General features: G+C 73.5%; 17 protein-coding genes and 1 pseudogene. 7 read left to right on the forward strand and 11 right to left on the reverse strand.

Annotation, left to right across the window (positions count from 1 at the left end):
* The first annotated feature begins 105 nt into the window (after window positions 1–105).
* On the forward strand, window positions 106–708 hold the full coding sequence (locus KSP35_RS02795; protein ID WP_216998733.1) for a DUF421 domain-containing protein: 603 nt from the start codon (window positions 106–108) through the stop codon (window positions 706–708).
* Window positions 709–803: 95 nt separating this feature from the next.
* Window positions 804–2,054, forward strand: coding sequence for a Glu/Leu/Phe/Val dehydrogenase (locus KSP35_RS02800; protein ID WP_254126949.1), 1,251 nt, complete (start codon window positions 804–806; stop codon window positions 2,052–2,054).
* A 62-nt stretch (window positions 2,055–2,116) separates the two neighbouring features.
* Here the strand turns inward: KSP35_RS02800 and KSP35_RS02805 are convergent, their stop codons facing one another.
* From KSP35_RS02805 to KSP35_RS02830, 6 genes are all read right to left on the reverse strand, one after another.
* On the reverse strand, window positions 2,117–3,097 hold the full coding sequence (locus KSP35_RS02805) for an IS481 family transposase (protein ID WP_371748945.1): 981 nt from the start codon (window positions 3,095–3,097) through the stop codon (window positions 2,117–2,119).
* A 68-nt stretch (window positions 3,098–3,165) separates the two neighbouring features.
* On the reverse strand, window positions 3,166–4,287 hold the full coding sequence (locus tag KSP35_RS02810; RefSeq protein ID WP_216998738.1) for a pyridoxal phosphate-dependent aminotransferase: 1,122 nt from the start codon (window positions 4,285–4,287) through the stop codon (window positions 3,166–3,168).
* A gap of 1,016 nt (window positions 4,288–5,303) precedes the next feature.
* Entirely contained in the window at window positions 5,304–5,459 is a 156-nt protein-coding gene (locus KSP35_RS02815; RefSeq protein ID WP_216998740.1) for a hypothetical protein, read from the reverse strand.
* 83 nt (window positions 5,460–5,542) lie between these two features.
* Window positions 5,543–7,876 carry a DUF4214 domain-containing protein gene (locus KSP35_RS02820; protein ID WP_216998742.1) on the reverse strand — a complete coding sequence of 778 codons (2,334 nt, stop codon included), beginning with the start codon at window positions 7,874–7,876 and terminating at the stop codon, window positions 5,543–5,545.
* Window positions 7,877–8,016: 140 nt separating this feature from the next.
* The gene (locus KSP35_RS02825) at window positions 8,017–8,886 is read right to left on the reverse strand and encodes a CoA ester lyase (RefSeq protein ID WP_216998744.1); all 870 of its coding nucleotides are present in this window, start codon (window positions 8,884–8,886) and stop codon (window positions 8,017–8,019) included.
* A 62-nt stretch (window positions 8,887–8,948) separates the two neighbouring features.
* Window positions 8,949–10,007, reverse strand: a complete 1,059-nt coding sequence (locus tag KSP35_RS02830) for a CoA ester lyase (RefSeq protein WP_216998746.1) — start codon at window positions 10,005–10,007, stop codon at window positions 8,949–8,951.
* Window positions 10,008–10,350: 343 nt separating this feature from the next.
* On the opposite strand from KSP35_RS02830, the gene KSP35_RS02835 reads away from it, so the two are divergent.
* Genes KSP35_RS02835 through KSP35_RS02845 form a run of 3 tightly spaced genes read left to right on the forward strand, consistent with a single transcriptional unit; the run spans window position 10,351 to window position 12,747 of the window.
* Window positions 10,351–10,695 (forward strand): hypothetical protein, encoded by a 345-nt coding sequence (locus tag KSP35_RS02835; RefSeq protein ID WP_216998748.1) that lies wholly within the window; start codon window positions 10,351–10,353, stop codon window positions 10,693–10,695.
* Window positions 10,692–10,964: a hypothetical protein gene (locus tag KSP35_RS02840; protein WP_216998750.1), complete on the forward strand. Its 273-nt coding sequence runs from the start codon at window positions 10,692–10,694 to the stop codon at window positions 10,962–10,964. Before KSP35_RS02835 ends, KSP35_RS02840 begins: the two co-directional genes overlap by 4 nt.
* Window positions 10,965–10,974: 10 nt before the next feature.
* Window positions 10,975–12,747 (forward strand): LuxR family transcriptional regulator, encoded by a 1,773-nt coding sequence (locus KSP35_RS02845; protein WP_216998752.1) that lies wholly within the window; start codon window positions 10,975–10,977, stop codon window positions 12,745–12,747.
* A gap of 264 nt (window positions 12,748–13,011) precedes the next feature.
* On the opposite strand, the gene KSP35_RS02850 is transcribed toward KSP35_RS02845, so the two are convergent.
* Entirely contained in the window at window positions 13,012–13,200 is a 189-nt protein-coding gene (locus KSP35_RS02850; protein WP_216998754.1) for a hypothetical protein, read from the reverse strand.
* 498 nt (window positions 13,201–13,698) lie between these two features.
* On the opposite strand from KSP35_RS02850, the gene KSP35_RS02855 reads away from it, so the two are divergent.
* Entirely contained in the window at window positions 13,699–14,940 is a 1,242-nt protein-coding gene (locus KSP35_RS02855) for an acyl-CoA dehydrogenase family protein (RefSeq protein ID WP_216998756.1), read from the forward strand.
* 568 nt (window positions 14,941–15,508) lie between these two features.
* Here KSP35_RS02855 and KSP35_RS02860 read toward each other — a convergent pair.
* The 3 genes and pseudogenes from KSP35_RS02860 to KSP35_RS02870 form a co-directional block, all read right to left on the reverse strand.
* Window positions 15,509–15,790, reverse strand: coding sequence for a winged helix-turn-helix domain-containing protein (locus KSP35_RS02860; protein WP_216998758.1), 282 nt, complete (start codon window positions 15,788–15,790; stop codon window positions 15,509–15,511).
* A gap of 100 nt (window positions 15,791–15,890) precedes the next feature.
* A pseudogene (locus KSP35_RS25475) lies at window positions 15,891–16,124 on the reverse strand (response regulator); the annotation flags it as partial.
* Between the two features lie 38 nt (window positions 16,125–16,162).
* The gene (locus KSP35_RS02870) at window positions 16,163–16,585 is read right to left on the reverse strand and encodes a response regulator (RefSeq protein WP_216998760.1); all 423 of its coding nucleotides are present in this window, start codon (window positions 16,583–16,585) and stop codon (window positions 16,163–16,165) included.
* Between the two features lie 283 nt (window positions 16,586–16,868).
* On the opposite strand from KSP35_RS02870, the gene KSP35_RS02875 reads away from it, so the two are divergent.
* The gene (locus tag KSP35_RS02875; RefSeq protein ID WP_254126951.1) at window positions 16,869–20,132 is read left to right on the forward strand and encodes an EAL domain-containing protein; all 3,264 of its coding nucleotides are present in this window, start codon (window positions 16,869–16,871) and stop codon (window positions 20,130–20,132) included.
* Window positions 20,133–20,166: 34 nt separating this feature from the next.
* Here KSP35_RS02875 and KSP35_RS02880 read toward each other — a convergent pair whose 3' ends face one another.
* The gene (locus KSP35_RS02880) at window positions 20,167–21,573 is read right to left on the reverse strand and encodes a GGDEF domain-containing protein (protein ID WP_216998764.1); all 1,407 of its coding nucleotides are present in this window, start codon (window positions 21,571–21,573) and stop codon (window positions 20,167–20,169) included.
* Between the last annotated feature and the right edge of the window lie 12 nt (window positions 21,574–21,585).

A 21,585-nucleotide genomic window follows, 5' to 3' on the forward strand; every position in this document is an offset into this window, starting at 1 on the left:
GTGGCACGTCGGGCCCGACCACGGGAGGTTCGCCGCCCGACCCGTCGATCCTCCGAGCGACCGGGTGTCCACCGCCGCGGCTCCTCGTGGGTGTGGACTCGGGCCATGCTGCTCGCCACCACCATCGGCCACGACCTGTTCACCGTCGGCATCCCGCTGGCCGACAAGGTCGTGCGCACGATCGCGGTCTACCTCGGCCTCGTCGTGCTGCTGCGCCTCGCCGGCAAGCGCGACCTCGCCCAGCTGAACTCCTTCGACCTGGTCGTCCTCCTCCTGCTGTCGAACGTCGTGCAGAACGCGGTGATCGGTCCCGACAACTCGCTGCTGGGCGGCCTCCTCGGTGCCGTGGTGCTGATCGCGCTCAACGCCGCGCTCGTGCGGGCGTCGGTGCGCTGGGGCTGGTTCAACCGGGCCGTGGAGGGCTCGGCCACCGCGCTCGTCCACGACGGGGCCTACGTCGACGCCGGGCTGCGGGAGGTCGGGCTCAGCCGCAGCGAGGTCGACACCGCGCTGCGCCGCCAGGGCGCCAGCTCGGTCGGCGAGGTCGCCGAGGCGACCATCCTGCCGGGTGGGACCATCTCGGTGCGCCTCCACCAGGCCGACGAGAACGCCACCAAGGGCGACGTGCAGGCCCTGGCGGCCAAGGTCGACGCGCTGCTGGCCCGCCTGGGCGCCGCCGAGGGCGAGGGCGGTCCGGCGCCTGCCTAGCGGCGCCGCCCTGGCGGCTGTCCGGCAGCGATCGGGCGAGCGTGGCAACCTCGGCTCCCGGTGCGCACCGCCGCCACCGGAAGGGAAGGTCCACCATGGCCCGAGAGAACCTGAGCGCGTTCGAGGCCGTGAACCGGTACTTCGGCGAGGCCGCCGAGATCCTGGACCTCGACGACGACATGCGGGCCATCCTCACCACCACGTACCGGGAGATCTCGGTGCAGGTGCCGGTTCGGCTCGACGACGGCGGTCTCGTCGTGGCCCAGGGCTACCGGGTGCAGCACAACGGGGCCCGGGGCCCCTACAAGGGCGGCATCCGCTACCACCCGAGCGCCAACCTGGACGAGGTCCGTGGCCTGGCTTCGCTGATGACGTGGAAGACCGCGCTGGTCGACATCCCCTTCGGCGGCGCCAAGGGCGGCATCGCCATCGACCCGTCGACGCTGAGCCAGCACGAGCTCGAGCGCATGACGCGGCGCTTCATGAACGGCATCGCCCACGTGGTCGGCATCTACCGCGACATCCCGGCGCCGGACATGAACACCAACGCCCAGACCATGGCGTGGATGATGGACGCCTTCAGCGCCCGCGAGGGCTACAGCCCGGCCATCGTCACGGGCAAGCCGCTGGCCGTCGGTGGGGCGCCGGGTCGGGAGTCGGCCACCGGACGCGGCGTGATCGACGTGCTGGAGGCCCATGCCGCCCGTTCGGGCTTCTCGCTCGACGGCCTGCGCGTGGCCATCCAGGGCTTCGGCAACGTCGGGTCGTGGGCCGCGGTCGAGGCGGCGCGGCGGGGCTGTCACGTGGTGGCGGTGTCGGACCAGTGGGGCGGCGTCCGCCGTGAGTCCGGCCTCGACGTGCAGCGGGTGGTCGACGCCGTGCGCGGCGGCGGCAAGGTGTCCGAGGTCGAGGGCGCCCACGACGACATCACCAACGAGGAGCTGCTGGCAGGGGAGTGCGACGTGCTCATCCCCGCCGCCCTCGACGAGCAGCTCCACAGCGAGAACGCCGACGCCGTCCAGGCCCGCGTGGTGGTGGAGGCGGCGAACTACCCGACCACCCCGGGCGGCGACAAGGTCCTGGGCGACAACGGGATCGTGGTGGTGCCCGACGTCCTGGCCAACGCCGGCGGCGTGATCGGCTCCTACTTCGAGTGGGCGCAGAACATCCAGCAGTTCCAGTGGAAGGAGGCCCGCTTCAACGAGGAGCTCGCCGACAAGCTCCACGTGGCCTACGCCGCCACCGCGTCCTACGCCGAGGCCCACGGCTGCACCCTCCGCCAGGCCGCCTTCGCCATCGGCATCGACCGCGTGGCCACCGCCAGCCGCCTCCGCGGCTACGTCTGAAGCGACCCGGCGCCCGGCGCCCGCCTCCAGCGACGCGCCACCCGCCACCCGGCACCCGGTGGCTAGCTGTAGTGACCCGGTAGGTCGTTGACGCGGCTGATGGGTGGGCCGCCGACGGCGGTGTGGTGCCGGTGATGGTTGTAGAGGTGGAGCCAGTCGTCCAGGGCTGCGGTTCTGGTGGCGTTGTCCGGCCAGGGCTGCACGTAGGCCCACTCGTCTAGGAAGGTGCGGTTGAACCGCTCGACCTTGCCGTTGATCTGAGGCGAGTAGGGCGGGATCGACCAGTGCCGAGCACCGGCCTCGCCGATCGCGTCTTGGAAGCGGGCGCAGAGGTACGCCTTGGCGTTGTCGGTCATGACCCCGGTGACATCGATGCCGTGGTCCGCGTAGAAGGCTCTCGCCCTGCGCCAGAACGCGACGCAGGTGTCGGCCTTCTCGTCAGGGTGGATCTCGCTGTAGGCGAGCCGGGACTGGTCATCGACCGCTGAGTGGATGAAGTCCCATCCTGGGCCACGCTTGCGGTTCGGGCGGCTCTCTCGGCCGTGGACCCGCCAACCGCCGCCGTCGGGAACCCGGCCAAGCTTCTTCACGTCGACATGCACCAGCTCGCCCGGCACGCTCCGTTCATAGCGACGGATCACCCGACCTGTCGGCCGGTCCATCCACGCGAGGCGGTTCAGACCGAGCCGACACAGCACCCGGTGGACCGTCGACGCCGGGACCCCGAGCCGGGCGGCGATGCGCACCGGACCGAGCTTCAGTGTCCGCCGGAGGTCCTCGATTGCGGACTCGAGCTCGACGGGGCTGCGATGCGGACACGACCGGGGCCGGCTCGAACGGTCGATGAGGCCGGCTTCGCCGTCGTCTTGCCACCGCCGCCACCACTTGTACGCGGTCGGGCGGGAGATCCCCATCTCCGCAGCCACATGGGCGACTGGTCGGCCAGATTCGATCCGCATCACCAACGTGAGCCGGCCAACGGGCGTGAGCCGAGCGTTACCGTGCACTTCGAGCCTCCTGGTTCGAGCGTGGGTCCTAGACAGCTCCACACTCGCCCAGGGGGCTCACTTCATGCTCGGACCGGTGTCAACAAGGTCCGTGGTCACTACAGCTAGCGGCGGGCGTCGGCGGCGGCGAGGAGGAGGGCGTCGAGGCCGGCGGCCAGCTCGGCGTGAGTGGGCCAGCCGAAGCCGAGGCGGAACGAGCGGTCGCTGACCTCGAACCAGTGGCCGGGGCCGACGTAGGTGCCGTGGGTGGCGAGCAGCTCGTGGTGGAAGCGCTGCTCGTCGACCTCGACCTCCTCGCGGAAGCGCACCAGGCCGACCACGCCGCCGCTGGGCCGGATCCACTCGAAGGTGTCCTGGCCGGCCAGCCAGGCGTCGACCAGGTCCAGGCGCTCGCGGACGTCGGCGACGATGGGCGGCAGGATGCGCTTGCGCTCGCTCAGGACCCGGCCGGCGATGTGCTCGTCGATGGTGGAGCCGCAGATGACCACCTGCTCCTTGGCGGCGAGGAGCGTCTCGTGCATCTCGGGGTCGGTGGTGACGGCCCAGCCGATGCGGATGCCGGGCAGGCCGTAGGCCTTGCTCATGGAGCTGACGCTCACGACGTTGGGCGAGAGGGTGGCGGCCAACGGGATGCGCTCGCCGGTGTGGGTGAGGTCCCGGTAGGTCTCGTCGACGAGGAGGACCGCCTCGGCCCGCTCGGCCAGGCCCACGAGGCGCTTGAGGTCGTCGTGGCCGAGCATGGTGCCGGTGGGGTTGTGGGGGCAGGTGACGCTGATGAGCCGGGTGGTGCCGGGCCGGATCTTGTCGGCCACCTCGTCCAGGTCCAGCTTCCACGCCTGGTCGTATGCGAGGTCGACCACGTCGAGGTCGGCGCCGATCGTGCGGGGCGTCTCGAGGTTGGTGGCGTAGTTGGTGCGCACCACGATGGCGTGGTCGCCCCGGTCGAGCAGCGACGTGGCCACGCAGAACAGGGCGGCGGCCGCACCTGGGGTGACGATCACGTGGTCGGGCTCGATGCCGGCGTGGCCGGTGGCCACGGCCTGGCGCAGGACCGGGTCGCCGAGGTGGTCGCCGTAGCAGAGCACCAGCTCGTCGAGGTCGAGGTCGAGACCCAGGTCCGACAGCTTCCGGTCGGCGACGGAGCTCTCCGACAGGTTGTTGGTGATCGTGTCGTAGCCGAGCTCCTCGGGGGACTCGACCTCTATCGGCATCCGGCGGTAGCGCATCCGGCGAGCCTGGCACACGCCCGCTGCGGGCCGGACCGCCTCGACCGCCCGTGCCGAGGACGGAGGTGGGAGGGATCAGGTGCCAAGCTCGGGAGGTGCGGGAGGTGCGGGACCAGCGAACGGGCCGGATCATCGGCTTCGAGCAGGACGAACCCGACGACGGACCGAGCCGGACGGCGGCTGGGCCGTCGATCGCCCACGATCCCGCGGGGCAGGCGAGCGCCGATGTCCACCCTCCCGATCGCGTCGGGCCCGTCGTCCGCGCCCGAGCCTGGGCGGTCGCCAGCGTCTTCGTGGCCATCGCCATCGCCTGCCTCACCTCGGTCCTCACTCGCGGCCCGCACGCTGGGGCCGGACCCGGGGCCGGGTGGCTGCTCCTCGCTGCCGCGGCGTCGACGTACCGAGCGGGGGAGGTCGGTCTGCGGGCATGGGCCCTCGGGTCGGGGCGGGGCCGATACGTCTTCCTCGACGACCGGCGGGACGTTCGGCGGTTCTCGGGGCGCTGGTACTTCCTACCGATCCGCTACACGCCGACGGGGCACTGGTACCACCTGACCGACGCGGAGACGGGCTCGACGATCGGGTGGGTGGAGGTGTCGGGGTTTGCGGCAGGACGCCTCGCGCAGGTGCCCGTCTGTGCGATCTTCGCGGGAGGGCACGATGACGACCGCTGGATCACGTTCACCGGCCCGTTCCGACCGGTCCGGTCCGTGGGTCGGGTTCGCCAGGTCCTGCCGCCGTCCCGCCCCGGCCTCCTCGAACGGTTCGAGCGATCACGAGAGCTGGACGACCGCCACTGGCCGTCCCGTTCCTAGGCTGGGGCTCCGGCAGGATCGGTCTCCGGCGTCGGCCGGGTCAAGTTCGAGGTTCGGATGCCGGCGTCTCGGCGCCGAACTCGCGGATCGCCTCGGCGTCGGGCCAGCCGATGCACGGGTGGGGGGCGCCGCGGCGGCGCTCGACCCCGCAGGTGGGGCAGGTGCGCCAACGGCTGCGGAGCGAGCGGCGGGTGCGGGCGCTCATCGGCGGCGGTGCCGGGTCGGCACCGGCACGAGGGCCGGCCGTCGCTCGGTGCGAACCTGGGCGCTGCGCCCGATCGCCGCCACCAGGCCCGTGACCGCCAGCATGGCGGCGAGGGCGATGGGCCCGGAGGTGCTGGCGGCGAAGAGGTCCATGGCGGGGCTACGTGCCCGGTACGCGCCGCCGCAAGACCCTCCGAGCGGGTGAGCGCCCTGGTCTCACGCTCGGTGGCCGCTGCTCAGAAGCGGTTGGCGTAGGCCGGGGAGTGGAGGAGGGTGCGGGCGATGGCCGTGGGGTCGGCCGGGCCGGCGGCGTTCGTCGCGGCGGCGGTCGGCAAGGCAGCGCCGGCGGTTCGGCCGGCGGTGGTGACCTCGGTGGTGGTGGGGACGCGGCGGAGCATGCCGGTGTAGAGGAGGGTGGCGTCGACGGTGGGCTGGAGGAGCTTCTGGTGCTCGGGTGACTCGGAGAAGCCGACCATGATGGCGCTGCGGCTGGCGCCGCGATCGAGCTTGCCGAGCCAGTAGGCACGGCCGGCGGTGTCGGGCTTGCGGCCGAGGACGTTGCGGTAGACGAGGTCGACGAAGGCGGCGTTGGTGAGCGTGCCGTACCTGGCCTTGAACTCGGGGGCGCCGGCGAAGCCGGCGGCGACGGCGCCCGTGGTGGCGCCGGCCTTGCGCTTGTTCGCCCAGTAGGCGAGGCCGTTGGTGTCGGGCAGCCGGTCGAAGTAGGCGTCGTAGAGCCGGATCACCGAGGCCCGCACCCCGCCCCACTCGGCCCGGTTCCGCATCGACGCCACCCACGCGCTCGGGGTGGTGCGACCGCTGCGCAGCATCGCCGTCACGAAGGTCCGCTCGGTGGTGGTCGGGGCCCGACCGGTGAAGTCCACGTACTGCTGGACCACGAACGCGGGCACCCCGTCGAACGGCGTGACGTCGGGCTCGCTGACGGTGAACGGCGCCGAGGCCGTCATCGGCCCGGTCCCGAATTCGTTCCAGTAGCTCACGAGGGCCCGGTACTCGATGCCGGGGTCGAGGCCGTCGACCACGGCCACGCCATCGGCCGCCGACGGCGCCTCGAACCACCCGCGCTGGTTCGCGTCGCCGTCGTCCGGGTCGAAGTTCGGGTTGCTGGTGTCGTACACGAGGACGTACGCGCCCAGGAGCGGCCCGTCGCCGAGGTCGGTCGGCGGCGTCCAGCTGACCGTGGCGGCACCGGCGAGCGGCTCGACCGTCACGTCGGTGGCCGCCAGCGGGGCGTTGCCCGACACGTCGAAGCCGTCGTCGCCCACCTGGGGGAGCACGCCGTCGGCGGTGGTCACGTCGAAGAGGTGGTAGCCGGTCGGCAGCGGAGGGGTGGTGAGGTGGAGCAGCCCGTTGGCGTCGCGGGTGAACGGCACGGCGATGCCGCCCAGGCTCAGCCCCGTCACCTCGTCCAGCTGGTCTCCCTGCAGCGTCACCTCGGTGCCGCCGCGCCGCGGACCGTGCTGCGGGCGCACGGCGGTGATCGTCGGCTCCGAGGTCCACGACACCTGGCCTCGGATCGTGACCGGCCCCTCGCCGGCGCGGAGGGTGCAGACCCGGGTGAAGCGCGCCGCGATGCGGGTGATCCGCGAGCCGACCCGGGCGACCTCGTCGATCGAGTACCAGCTGCCGGGCTCCGCATCGCAGGCGGCGCCGCCGACCGTGACGTCGATGCCCCCTCGGACCGGGTCGCCCAGCCCTGGGCCCTCCAGGCCCCCGTAGAACCCGGGGACGAGGGCGGTGGCGCGGGTGCTCGCCAGGAGCCACACGGAGATCCGACGGCCGTCGGCCGCATCGCCGGAGAAGCGGGCGCGGACCCGACCTGGCCCGTCGCTGCCGCTGCCGCTGACCCGACGCTGGGTCGAGTCCTCCACCACGATCGGGGTGCCACCGGCCTCGACGCCCTCGGCGTAGATGTGGTTGCCGGTGTCCGGGACCGCGCCGACGGGAGGCGACCAGAGGTCCGCCGGCGGCGTGGTCGGGTTCGGCGCGGGCGGCACGGCGGCCGTGCGATCGAGCACCAGGGCGCCCCGCTCGCCCTTCGCCAGGTCGGCTGCGCAGCTGTGCTCGAAGCGCAGGGCGAGGTGCGTCAGCTCCGGCCCGTCGTAGTCGGCGCGGTCCACGGCGACCCGGCTGGTGCTGGAGCTGCACCCCCGCCCCTCGCCGCTGAAGTCGAAGCCGTTCGGCTGCGCAGGGGTGTGGCCCCTCGGGAGCTCGTAGGTCCCGGGGGTGATGCGCGGCGCGTCCGGGAGGTGGAGGGAGACCGTCCAGACCTGCCGGCCCTGGATGACGACGTACGCCCAGTCGTCCTGGTAGCGCACCACGAAGTCGGTGTCCTGGTCGGTGTAGGTCAGCGACCGATCGCCGACGATGGACCCGCCGTAGGTGGACTCGACGTAGAACGAGCTGGGCGTGGCGGGCACGGCTCCGGTCGGCGGGGTCCAGACGGGGGCCGGGTCGGCCGCAGCCGGTCCCGCCAACACCAGCGTGGCGGCGGCCAGCGCGGCCACCGTCACGATCCGTCGCACCGTCGACCGACGTCGTGCAGCCATGGTCCCGCCCCCTTCGTGCCGCCCGCCCGGGGGCACCATCGAGCCGAAAGGTACCCCCGACCCGGTCCCCGTCGAACTCCCCCGGACGGGTGAACAGCCAGCGAGCTCCCGAGCAGTCGCCGGGTGGCGCGGCCTGCAGGTCAGCGGGCGGCGATGGCCTCGGCGACGGCGAGGATGCGGCGGGCGTTGTCGACGTGGAGGTTCTCGATCATGCGGCCGTTGTGGGTGACGACGCCCTTGCCCTCGGCGATGGCGGCCTCGAACGTGGCGATCAGGGCGGCGGCGTCCTCGACGGCCTCGGGGGTCGGTGCCCAGACGGCGTTGGCGGGGTCGATCTGGCTGGGGTGGATCAGCGTCTTGCCGTCGAAGCCCAGCTGGCGGCCCTGGAGGCACTCGGCCTCGAAGCCTTCCGGGTCCTTGATGTCGTTGTAGACGCCGTCGAGGATGACCTTGCCGGTGGCCCGGGCAGCCAGCAGGCACAGGCCGAGGCCGGTCAGCAGCGGCTGGCGGCCGGGCACGTGCTCGGCGTGGAGCTCCTTGGCGAGGTCGTTGGTGCCCATGACCAGGACGGTGAGCCGCTCGGACGCGGCAGCGATGGCCTCGGCGTGGAGCATGGCCACCGGGGTCTCGACCATGGCCCAGATCTTGGTGTGGTCGGGTGCGCCGCCGGCCTCGAGACCGCGCTCGATGGCGTGGACGTCCTCGACGGAGTCGACCTTTGGCACCACCACCGCGGCCGGGCCGGCCTTGGCGGCCGCCGCGATGTCCTCGGCGTGCCACTGGGTGGTGAGCCCGTTGACCCGGATGGCCACCTCCTTGCTCCCGTACTCGCCCGACGAGGCAGCGGCGCAGACGCGCTTGCGGGCCTCGGCCTTGGCATCGGGGGCGACGGCGTCCTCGAGGTCGAGGATCAGCGCGTCGGCGGCCAGGCCCTTGGCCTTCTCGAGGGCGCGCTCGTTGGCGCCGGGCATGTAGAGGACGGAACGGCGGGGGAGGATCTGGTCGGTCATGGCTCGTCTCGGGTTCGTGCGGTCGTCGTGGACAGGAGCGGGTCGGCGGGGCGGCAGGCGCGTCAGGCGTCGGCGAAGCCGTAGGTGGCGGCGAGCTCCGGGTCCCGGGCCGAGAGCTGCTTGGCCAGGTCGACCATGACGTGGCACTGCTTGACCGAGGCGTCGTCCTCCATCTTCCCGTCGATCATGACGGCGCCGGTGCCGTCGCCCATCTCCTCGATGACGTGGAGGGCGTGGGCGACGTCGGCCGGCTCGGGCGAGAACACCCGCTTGGCGATGTCGATCTGGACCGGGTGGAGGCTCCAGGCGCCCACGCAGCCGAGGAGGAAGGCGTTGCGGAACTGGTCTTCGCACGCAACGACGTCCTTGATGTCGCCGAACGGGCCGTAGAAGGCGAAGATGCCGTTGGCCTGGCAGGCATCGACCATGCGGGCGATGGTGTAGTGCCAGAGGTCCTGCTGGTAGGTGGTGCGCTGGCCCTCGATGTCGCCGTCGATCGGGTCCTGGCGCACCAGGTAGCCCGGGTGGCCGCCGCCCACGCGGGTGGTCTTCATGCGGCGGTCGGCGGCGAGGTCGGCGGGGCCGAGCGACAGGCCCTGCATGCGGGGGCTGGCCGAGCAGATCTCCTCGACGTTGGCCACGCCACGGGCGGTCTCGAGCAGGGCGTGCACGAGGATGGGCTTCTTGATGCCGGCCCGGGCCTCGAGCTGGGCGAGGAGGCGGTCGACGTAGTGGATGTCCTCGGCGCCCTCGACCTTCGGGACCATGATCACGTCGATCTTGTCGCCGATCTCGGTCACCAGCGTGGTGAGGTCGTCGAGCACCCAGGGGGAGTCGAGGCTGTTCACCCGGGTCCAGAGCTGGGTGTCGCCGAAGTCGGTGCTCTGGGCGATCTTCACCAGCCCGAGCCGAGCGGCTTCCTTGTTCTCCGCCTTGATGGCGTCCTCGAGGTTGCCGAGGATGATGTCGACCTTCTTCGCCAGGTCCGGGACCTTGGCCGCCATCTTCTCGTTGCTCGGGTCGAAGAAGTGGATCATCCGCGACGGGCGGAAGGGGATCTCCCGGATCGGCTCCGGCGCACCGGCGGCGAGGGGGCGGAAGAAGTCCTTCGGGTTGCGCATCGGGTCTCCAGTGACGAGCGGCAGGTCTGTCGGGGGAGCCTACGAAACCCGAGGTGGCGGCCCCCAATGGGCGGTGGCCGGACCACGGGTGGCCCGTGGCAGGATCTGCGGGTGGAGGATCCAGGGCGCGGGCCCCTGACCTGGCCGTTCGCCGGGCGAGACGCCGACCTGGCGCGTGCTGGAGGCGGAGCGGGCAGGCGGCGCCGGGTTCCTCTTGGTACTGCCGGCCGGAGCGGGCCGGACGCGGTTCCTGGCCGAGGTGGGCGCTCGCCTGGCGAGTCGCGGCCGAGCCGTCGTGCGGGTGTCAGGGGCGGCCGGGGCCGCCGGGCTCCCGTACGCCGCGGTGGCGCCCCTGCTGGCTGGTCCGGTCGGCGACGGGCCCGACGCTGCCCGCTCGGTGGTGGCCGCCCTGCGGCCCTCGTCGGCGACCGCGTTCCTGGTCGACGACGCCGAGCTGCTCGACGCTGGATCGGCGTCGGCCATCGCCCATCTGGTGGGCCACCCCGAGGCCTTCGTCCTGGTCGCCTCGCTCGCCGGCGGCCCCCTGCCCGTCGCCCTCGCCGCCCGGTGGCGAGACGGCGACCTGGTCCGCCTCGACCTGCCGGCGCTCGATGCCGCCACGAGGGGGAGCTCGTGGAGGCCCGGCTCGAGGGGCCGGTCGACGGAGGCTCGCGGCAGTCCCTCGTGACCCGGGCGGGCGGCGACCTGGCGTTGTTGCGGGCGCTCGTCGAGGCGGCGCTGGTCTCGGGCGACCTCCGGTCGGCCGGCGGCGTCTGGCGGCTGGTGGGCGACGTGCCGCTCGGGCCGGCCTTCGTGGAGCTCGTCGGCCACCGCCTCCGGGGGATCGGGCCCGAGGCCCGGGCCGCGCTTCGAGCTGCTCGCGATCGCCGGGCCCCTGCGGGTGGAGCCGGCGGCGGCGCTCGTCGGACCGGAGGTCGTCGAGCAGCTGGAGACTGACGGGCTCGTCGTGGCGGCCACCGACGCCCGACGCCGGACCCGGGTGCGCGTGGCGGTGCCGGTGGTGGGCGAGGTGCTGGCCCACGAGGTCCCGCTGCTGCGGCGGCGACGCCTGCAGGTCGAGGTGGCGGGGGCGATCGACGCGCTCGTCGGCAGCGGCCAGGGCGGCCGGCGAGACCTGCTCCAGGCGGTGCGGCTCCGGCTCGATGCCGGGGGCGCCCTCGCGCCCGGCGAAGCACTCGTCGCCGCCCAGGAGGCGTGGCGCACCTTCGATGCCGCCCTGACCGAGCGCCTGGCACGGATCGCGGTGGCCGAGGGGGCCGGCATCGAGGCCGAGATCCTGGTGGCGCGAGGCGTGGCCCAGCAGGGCCGGGCCGCCGAGGCCGATGCCGCGCTCGCGGCGCTGGTCGCGGGTGCTCGCGGCGATGCCGAGCGGGTGGCCGCCGTGGCGGCGCGTGCCGAGCTCCTCGTCTTCTTCTCCGACGCAGCCCGGACGGCGATCGCCGCCATCGAGGCCGTCGAGGCCCAGGTGGCCGATCCCGCCCTCCTCGTGGACCTGGTGGCCAAGCGCGGCCTCCTCCTGCACTCGCTCGGCGAGTCGGTCGCCGCGCTCAGCCTCCTCGAGCCGCTCCTGGACGACCTGCGCGACGACACGCTGCGCCTGGCCTGCTTCGCCGTCGCCACCGGGGCGACCGCCACCGGCCAGGGTTCGGTGGCGCTGGCCGCCTGCGACCGGGCCGAGCGGGCCGGGCGGGCCACCGGCTCCGACCCCATGCTGGTGGAGCTGTCGCGCTGCGCGGCGCTGGGCATGCTCGGGCGGCTGGACGAGGCGATGGCCCTCACCCGCCGCCGCTACGACGAGGCGGTGGCCGACGGTGCCCGGCACCGCCAGGCCTGGTTCGCCTGGGCTCGAGGCGGCCTGCTGATCAGCAAGGGCCACGCCGGCGCCGCGGCCCGCTGGTGCACCGAGGCCCGGGCCCTCCTGGCGGAGGTCGGCCACCGGCCCGCCGAGCGGCTGGCGGCCAACGACCTGGCCCGGGCCCTGGCCGTCGCCGGCCGCCCGGACGAAGCCGAGGCCGTGCTGGCCTCGGTCGACGAGGTCGAGTCGTCCGGCGGGCTCTTCGGCGACGATGGCGTCCGGCTGGTGGCCCAGGGCTGGATCCGCGCCGCCCGTGGCGACCACGACGGGGCGAGAGCCCTGCTCCGGCGGGCGGCCGAGGTGCACGGCGCCGTCGGCCACCACTACCCGGCGCTGCACGCCCTGGCCGACGTCGCTCGCGTGGGCGGGGTCGTCGGGGTGCAGGACGAGGTGCGGCGCCTCGCGGCGCTGGTGGAGGGCGACCTCGCCCACGCCCAGGTGCTGCTGGTCGACGCCCTGGCGGCCGAGGACCCCGGGGCGCTGCTCGTGGCGGCCGATGCGCTCGAGCGGGTGGGCTTCGACCTCGGTGCCGCCGAGGCCGCCATGGTCGCCGCCGACCACCTGGAGCACCGGGGCGACCGCCGGGCTGCGGCGGCTGCGGCTCACCGCGCCGCGGCGCTGCTGGGCCGCTGCGGCTCGCCGGCCACGCCGGCCACGCGGGTGCGCGACGAGCCGCCGGTGCTGTCGGGGCGCGAGCAGCAGGTGGCGGCGCTGGCCGGGGCGGGTCGCTCGAACCGGGACATCGCCGAGGAGCTCGTCCTGTCGGTGCGCACCGTCGAGACCCACCTCCAGCGGGCGTACCAGAAGCTGGGCATCACCAGCCGGGACCAGCTGGGCCCGGCGCTCGCCGGGGCCGGTCGCTAGCTCGGACCATCCCGAGCGCGGCGCTGGCGAGGGGGACCCCGGCCCCGGGCTCCGTGATGGAGGTCCGGGGCACCGGGGCCGGGGTGGACCGGCGCGCAGGGTGGCGCCGGCAACCGAGCTCCCGAGCGGTCCCGCCGGGGACGCGGGTCCCCGAACCGCCCGGGTGCTCAGGCCGGGGGGAGAGCACCGACACCTGACCACGGGAGGGCCGCTCGGCGCATCGTGGCGCGCTACGTCACCTGCGGGCCGGGACTACGTAGGGGCTCAGGAGGGGACCGGCGGGTAGCCGGCCAGGTGGTGCAGGACCGTCTCGTAGTGGGCGCCCACGTCGATCCGGGTGATGTCGTCCAACCGGATGCTCCGGGTGTCGTCGGCCCACTCGGCGGCGCTCGAGACGTCGAGGAAGGTGACGCTCTTGGCCCCGATCCGGACCGGCCGGCCGATGGCGCACACGGTGGGGTCGGCCGCCTCGGTGTACAGCGTGACCAGGGGGGAACTGCGTGGCGGCGCTGTGCAACAGGTCCTCGATCGAACCGGTGTCGAGGTCGACCGCCTCGGGCTCCTCCCCGGCCCAGCCGAGCGCCCGGGTGATGAACGCGTCGTCGCCCTGGGTCTCCACCTCGCGGACCGTGTCGAGGCGGATGGCCGACCAGCCGTTCAGCCCGACGTCGTAGACGAGGTGCAGCAGGGCCCACTGGCCGTCGACGCCGACCACGAAGCCCTCGAGGTGGTCGGCCTTCCAGAGGTTGCGCCGGGCCAGCACGGGGTGGCCGCTCTCGAGCGCCTCGCGGAGCGCACGTCGGTTGGCCTTGCGTCCCATCAGGACATCCTTGTCGGCGGGAACGGGCGCTGCTGGAGCGGGCTCCCGAACTTGACCGAGCGGTCAAGTCGCCGGGTAGCGTGGCATCCACGTGCCGGCCAGGGGTTGGTCGGCCTACCGGAGGTGGCCCCGTGTACCAGTGGACCGACGAGCAGGAGATGGTGCGAGGCGCCGTCCGGCAGTTCATCGACAAGGAGATCCGGCCCCGCATCGAGGAGTTCGAGCACGGCGACACCCCGCCCTACGACGTGCTCCGCAAGATGTTCAAGGAGTTCGGCATGGACGCCGCGGCGCGCGAGCGCTTCGCCAAGCAGATCGCGTTCGAGACGCTGGTGTCCGAGGCCGCCGAGAAGGGCGAGGCCGCGCCGGAGAAGCCCAAGCGCGACGGCGACGGCGGCGCGTCGTCGCTGACCCTCATCCCGATCATCGAGCTGTGCAAGGTGTGCCCGGGCATGGTCACCGCCATGGGCGTGAGCATGGGCCTCACCTCGGCCGCCATCAGCTCGAAGGGCACCATCCGCCAGAAGGAGCGCTGGGTCCCGGACCTGCTCACCATGGACAAGGTGGGCGCCTGGGCCATCACCGAGCCCGGCTCCGGCTCCGGCGCGTTCGGCTCCATGAAGGCCACGGCCCGCAAGGACGGCGACGAGTACGTCCTCAGCGGCTCGAAGACCTTCATCACCAACGGCCCCTACGCCGACACCATCGTCTACATCTGCAAGCTCGACGAGGGGAACGACCCCAAGGACCGCAAGATCCTATCGTTCGTGCTCGACAAGGGCACCCCCGGCCTGGAGCAGTCCAAGCCGCTGCGCAAGATGGGCATGCACTCCTCGCCCACCGGCGAGCTGTTCCTCGACGACGTGCGCGTGGGCATCGACCGCCTCGTCGGCGAGAGCGAGGACGTCGCCAAGGGCGGCCGCGAGGGCGCCAAGGCCACCTTCATGCAGGAGCGCTCCGGCGTGGCCGCCATGAGCCTCGGCATCATCGAGGAGTGCCTGAGCCTCTCGGTCCAGTACGCCAAGGACCGGGTGCAGTTCGGCGAGCCCATCGGCAACTTCCAGCTCATCCAGGACAAGCTGGCCCGCATGGAGGTGGCCCGCCTCAACGTCGAGAACCTGGTGTTCCGCACCATCGAGATGTCGGCCGCCGGCCACTCCATGACCCTCGCCGAGGCGTCGGCCATGAAGCTCTACTCCGCCCGTGCCGCCACCGAGGTCGCCCTCGAAGCGGTCCAGGTCTTCGGCGGCAACGGCTACATGAGCGAGTTCCGCGTCGAGCAGCTCGCCCGCGACGCCAAGGTCCTCCAGATCTACGCCGGCACCGACGAGATCCAGATCACCCACATCGCTCGGGACCTCCTCAGGCGGTAGTCGCCTGGCGGCTCCTGCCGCCTTCGCAGGTCCCGAGCGATCTCTGTGCCACCCGGGTCGTCGCGCCTGGCGGGATCGCCGCGCACCGTTGGCCCTCGCCTGGCGGCTCGGGGAGCTGTCCTTCCCGCTCTCGGGCTTGCTTCGCGGCGCCCGGGCCCGCTCGGGGCCCGCTCGCCTTCGGCGAAGGGGTTGTGCCCGGGCCTCCTCCGTCGGCTCCAGACGTCTCGTTGCCGCCTTCGGCGGTCGCCGGCACCGACGAGATCCAGATCACCCACATCGCTCGGGACCTCCTCAGGCGGTAGTCGCCTGGCGGCTCCTGCCGCCTTCGCAGGTCCCGAGCGATCTCTGTGCCACCCGGGTCGTCGCGCCTGGCGGGATCGCCGCGCACCGTTGGCCCTCGCCTGGCGGCTCGGGGAGCTGTCCTTCCCGCTCTCGGGCTTGCTTCGCGGCGCCCGGGCCCGCTCGGGGCCCGCTCGCCTTCGGCGAAGGGGTTGTGCCCGGGCCTCCTCCGTCGGCTCCAGACGTCTCGTTGCCGCCTTCGGCGAAGGGGCTGTCGGTGGCGGTCCGGCTAGGGGAGGAGGCGGTAGCCGACGCGCCAGACGGTCTCGATCTTGTCCTTGCCGATCTTGCTCCGCAGCGACTTCACGTGGGAGTCGACGACGTTCGACATGCCGTCGAAGTGGAGGTCCCAGACCTTGTCGAGGATCTCGGCGCGCTCGAGCACCTCGCCGGGGCGGCGCATGAACAGCTCGAGGAGGGCGTGCTCCTTCGGCCGCAGCGCGATCGGTTCGCCACCGCGCGCCACGGCCCTGGTGGCGGGGTCGAGGGTCAGGTCGCCGACGGTGAGCACCGTCGGGCGCTCCTGGGGGGGCTCGTCGGGTGAGGGCCTCGATCCGGGCCGACAGCTCGGCGGCGGCGAACGGCTTCGTGAGGTAGTCGTCGGCGCCGGCTCGCAGGCCGGTCACGCGCTGGTCGACCGCGCTGTTGCCGGTGAGCATCAGTATCGGCGCCCAGCGGCCGCGGGTGCGGAGCTCCTGGCAGACCGAGATGCCGTCGCGGGTGGGCAGGCCCCAGTCGAGGACGATGACGTCGAAGTCGAACTCGGTGGCCATCCACAGGCCCTCGTCGCCGGAGCCGGCGACCTCCACCACGTGGCCCTCGCGGCCCAGGAGCGTGCGCACCATGGAGGCGATGTCCGGATCGTCCTCGACGAGCAGCGCCCTCACGTGGCCGGCCCGTCGACGTCCGGCGTGGACATCGCCACCAGGGCGGCGTCGCAGAGGTCCTGGGCGGTGTACGGCTTGCGGAGCACGTGGTGGCCGGAGCGTTCCACGGATCGACGGACCTCGGCGTCGAACTGGCCGGTGGTGAGGAGGATCCCGAGCGTCGGGTGGTTGGCGCGCAGGAGCGACGCGAGCTCGAGGCCGGTGCGGCCCGGCATCACGACGTCGGTGAACAAGAGGTGGAAGCGGGCGGGCGGCCGGACCGCGAGCAGGGCCTCCTCGGCGGTGCGGGCCTGGGTCACCCGGTAGCCGGCCCGTTCGAGGATCTTCGACGCCATGTGCAGCAACGGCACGTCGTCCTCCACCACGAGGACGTGGCGGGGCTCGTTGCTCGAGTTCGAGGTCGTCGGGTCGTTCGTCATGGTGCGGCGGCCGGAAGGCCCCGATCCATCGGCCTCGCAGCGCCAGACCTGAGGACCTGCCGCCGGGCGGGACCGGACGGAGGCGGTCCCGGGTCGGGCGCGGACCCCGTCCGGGGGGTTGTGGCGGATCGCACGACCATCGGGGTGGGTGTTCGCGGCCCGGACGTCGAAGATGGGGAGGTGCCCCCCCGCTCCCTGGAGCTCGCTCCACCGTCGTTCGCGCGCCTTCGATGCAGTCGCCGCCCCGGCGGCCATCGTCGACCCGTCGGGCGAGGTGCTCGCCGTGAACGACGCCTGGCAGCTCGTGGTGGACCTGATGGCCGGTGCGCCCCCGCCGGCCGACGGGGCCACCGTGGTCGGCGTCGGCGAGGACCTCGTGGGCGCCCTCTCCGGCGGCGGGGCGGCGATCGCTCCCCAGTTGCGACGGGTGCTGGCCGGCGATCGCGCCCTGTTCGAGGCCGACTGCTGCCTCGTCGGGCCGTTGGCCGACCAGTGGGTGCAGGTGCGGGCCTCGGCGGCGCCATCGGAGTCGGGTGGCGGGGCCGTCGTGATCCTGGCCGACATCCACGCGCGCAAGCAGCTGGAAGCGCAGCTCGCCGACATGGCGGGGATCGACCGGCGGACGGGGCTGCCGGATCGGGGATCAGCGATCGCCCTGCTCGCCCGCCAGTCCAGCGTCGGCCTCGCCACGCTGGTCGTCGTCGACCTCGCGGCGATCCCTGGGGCGGTGGCCGGCATCGGCGCGCCGGCGGTCGACCAGCTCGTCGCCCAGGTGGTGGCTCGGCTCCACCGCACGGTGCGGACCTCCGACGTGGTCTGCCGGCTCAGCGCCGAGCAGCTCGTGGTGGTGGCGCCCTCGCTCGATCCCCACGAGGTCGCCGGCCTGTGCGAGCGGCTCCGGCGGCGATGCTCGGCGCCGTACCAGGTGGGCGCCCAGCAGGTGACGCTGGTCGTCGGGGTGGCGTGGCGCACCGTCACGGCTCCCGACGACGTGCGGGTGGCGCTGGAGGAGGCCCAGGCCGAGGCGCGGCCCGCCGGTGCGCCGGCCGAGCTCTCGATGGTCGGGCCGTCCGGGTGGAGCAGGGCCCGCTCGATGGTCGACGAGGCCGCGGCCCTCACCGTCGACGAGGTCGTGCGGGCGCGCACCGCGATGCTCGATGCGGTCGGCGAGGCCGTGCTCGCGCTCGACCCGCACGGCTTCGTGACCCACCTCAACGGGGCGGCGGAGCGCCTCTACGGCTGGACGAACGCCGAGGCGCAGGGCCACCACATCACCGAGGTCGGACCGGCCGACCTGACGGCGGCACAGGTCGCGGACATCGTCGAAGCCGTCGTCGCCGGCGGGTCGTGGGCCGGTGACCTCACGATCACCACCCGCACGGGCGGACCGTTCGCCGCCCAGGTCACCGCGGCGCCGCTGTACGTCGGCGGTGAGGTGGCGGCGGTGATCACGTCCACCGTCGACGTCTCGGCCCGGCTGCGATCCCAGCCGCCTGGCCCGGCGGACGACGATGCGTGGGTGGACCCCGTCACCGGGCTGGCGTCGAACCGTGCCTTCAGCGCGACCTTGGCGTCGGACCTCGCCGAGGTGGCGGACCGGGAGGGCGGCGGGACCCTGACCCTCGTCCTCCTCGAGGTCGACGACCTGCCTCGGATCCAGCGGGCCGGCGGCGGGCTCGTGGTGGAGCAGCTGGTCCGGGCGGCCGCGCGGTCCCTCCGCGGCGCGGTGCACGACGGCGACCGCGTCGGACGGCTGTCGGCCGGCGGCCTGGCGGTGACCTGCTCGCACCTGCGCGGCACCGGCAGCGGCCTGCGGTTCGCCGACGACCTCCGTGCCGCCATCCGCGGCCCCTTCGAGGCCGATGGGGGCGAGTGGGTGCTGCGCTCGTCGGCCGGCATCTCGCTCGGCGGCCACCCGAGCCCCGGGCCGGAGGAGGTCCTGCGCCGCGCCGACACCGCGCTCCAGCACGCCAAGCGCCAGCAGGGGACGTCTCGCGCCTACGACCAGGCGATGGATGTCGACCAGCGGCGCCGGGACGACCTCGACCACCTCGTCCGTCGAGCCGTCGCCGGCGGGCCCATCCCGCTCGCGTACCAGGCGATCACCCGGCTCGACGACGGCACCGTGGTCGGTGCCGAGGCGTTGCTGCGGCTCACCGATGCGAACGGGGTGCCGGTGGCTCCGCTGGAGGCCTTCGACGCCGCGGAGCGCTGTGGCCTCGCCCCCGAGCTGGGCCGCCAGGTGCTCGCCGTCGCGTGCGACGAGGCGGCTCGCTGGCAGCGCTTCCTGCCCGAGCGCACGCTCTCGATCGCCGTGAACCTCTCCGCCGAGCAGTTCCGTGACCGCAACACCGCGTACCTGGTCGCCCAGGCCCTGGCCGCCGCCGACCTGGCGCCGTCGCGACTCACGCTCGAGATCGCCGAGTCGGTCCTGGTGGAGGATCCGGCCTGGTCGGCGCGCCAGCTGGCGGTGCTGAAGATGCAGGGGGTGCAGCTCGCCGCGGACGACTACGGCACCGGCCACACGTCGCTCCTCCACCTGAAGCGCTTCCCGTTGGACCTGATCAAGGTCGACCTGTCGCTGGTTGCCGGGCTCCCGGACAGCCCGGAGGACTCGGCGATCGTGTTCGCCACGATCCGCGTGGCCGAAGCCCTGGACCTCCAGGTGGTGGCCGAGGGCGTCGAGAACGAGCGCCAGCGCGAGGAGCTGCACCGCCTGGGGTGCGAGTTCGGCCAGGGCTACCTGTGGAGCACCGCCGTGGCCGGCGACGAGTTCCTCAAGCTCGTGCTGCGTCCCCGGACGGTGTTCGGCCGTGGGGCGGTGGAGGCCGCGCGCCAGCTCGACGAGGCGTCCCCCGGTCGCCGACCGGCATCGACGGGCGAGGTCGAGGAGCTCGATGCCGTGCTCCGCTCGCTGGCCCACGAGATCCGCACCCCGCTCACCGTGGCCATGGGCTACGCGTCCCTGCTCGAAGCGGGCGACGACGAGGAGCAGGCGATGATCGCCACCAGCATCCGCAAGGCGACGGAGCGCATCAACCACCTCCTCGGCAACCTCGAGGACGTGCGCCTCATCGACCACGGTCGGCTGGAGCTCGATGCCGAGGTGCTCGACCTCGCCGATCTGGTCGAGGCGACCGTCGTCGACCTCCGGTCGATCGTCCGCGTCCCGCTCGAGGTGCAGCGCGCCGACCTCCCGGCGCTGGTCGACGCCGACCCGACGAGGATCGCGCAGGTCGTCGCCAACCTGGTCTCGAACGCGGCGAAGTTCGTCCGCCCCGGCTCACCGGTCGTCATCCGCGTCGACGTGGTCGGGGAGTGGGCGGAGGTGTCGGTCTCCGACGACGGGCCCGGGGTCGACGAAGCGGACCTGGGCCTGATCTACCGCAAGTACGGGCGGGCCGATGCCGCCCACCCGGGGTCCGGGCTCGGGCTCTACCTGGCTCGCGGCACCGCCCGGGCGCACGGCGGCGACATCATGTACCGGCGCGGCCGTCCCGGATCGACCTTCACCCTCACCCTGCCTCGCTCCGCCGACGGCGCCTGACCACGCTGCCAGCGACCAGGCCCGGCGACCAGCGCTAGGTGAAGGGGAGGGGTGGGGTGTGGTCGACGGTGACCCAGCGGCCCTTGCCGGCGCGCTTGGCGCGGTAGAGGGCGCGGTCGGCGGCGGTGAGGAGGTGGGCGAGGTCGCCCGCCTGGGGGTCGTCGGCGGCCACCAGCGCCACGCCGACGCTGCAGCCGATGTGGTGGGCGTGGCCGTCGACCTCGATCGGGACGTCCATGGTGGCCACCAGCCGTTCGGCCACGCGCTCGGCGGTGCTGGGCTCGTCGAGGTCTGCGCACCACACGGCGAACTCGTCGCCGCCGAGGCGCACCAGCAGGTCGGTGGCCCGCACGGCGCCCTCCATCCGGCGCGCCGCCTCGGTGAGGATGCGATCGCCGACCTGGTGGCCGTGGTGGTCGTTCACCGCCTTGAAGTCGTCGAGGTCGACGAAGAGCACGGCGGCCAGCGCCGAGCGGTCCTCGTCGACCCGGCTCTCGAGCTGGGTGCGGTTGGCCAGCCCGGTGAGCGAGTCGGTGGTGGCCGCGGCCACCAGGTCGCGCTGGGCGGTCGACCACTCGATGGCCAGGCGCATGATCTGCAGGGTGTTCTCGACCTGGCGGCGGTGGGTCGCCAGCATCGGGCCCGGGCGGGATCGCCAAGAGACGACGACGGCCGACGGGTGGGGCTGGCCGGGCGTGGTGACCGGCACGGCCCACACGGCACGGAGGTCGCCCGCGGCGGCAGCGGCGGCCACCGATGGCGGCAGGCGATCGAGGTCGACCTCCACCTCGGTGGCGGCGCTGTGGACGGCTCGTCCCCACGGGGTGTCGGCGTCGTCGGCGCGCGTCGGCGGCAGCTCCACGGCCAGCTCGGCCGGCAGCGACGCCGAGCGGGCTCGGTTCCGGTAGCCGCCGTCGGGCTCTCGGACCAGGATCGTGGTGCGGGTGCCGGGCATGGTGTCGTCGTGCCAGACGGCCACCTGGGCCAGCAGGTCGTCGAGGTCGGCGCCGGCCAGGAGCAGGTTGAGGAAGCCCAGCAGCCGGCCGGTCGCCTCGTGCGGGCTGCCCCACACCAGGAACAGGCCCGTGCCGTCGGGCTCGCGGAGGTCGATGCCCCCGAACTCGAGGCTGATCCAGCCGTCGCGGGCGTGCCGGAGGCGGAGGGCCACCCGGATGCGGTCCTCGGCGCCGCGGGCCGCCTCGGCCATGGTCTCGATGACGATCTCGTGGTCGTCCTCGTGGAGGATCTCCAGCGCGTTGCGCCCCAGCAGGTCCGCCGACGCCGTGCCGAGCAGGAAGGCGCTCGACTCGCTCATCCACCGGATGGTCCCGTCGTCGGCGAGGGCGGCGAAGAGCACGGTGCCGTCGTCGAGCAGGCGCCGGGCGACGGCCTCGTCGAAGAACGGGTGGTCGGCGCCCGTCGGCGGCTCGGGAACGGTCATTGCGGACGCAAC

It is taken from the genome of Aquihabitans sp. G128 (assembly GCF_019048865.1).
Taxonomy (GTDB): domain Bacteria; phylum Actinomycetota; class Acidimicrobiia; order Acidimicrobiales; family Iamiaceae; genus Aquihabitans.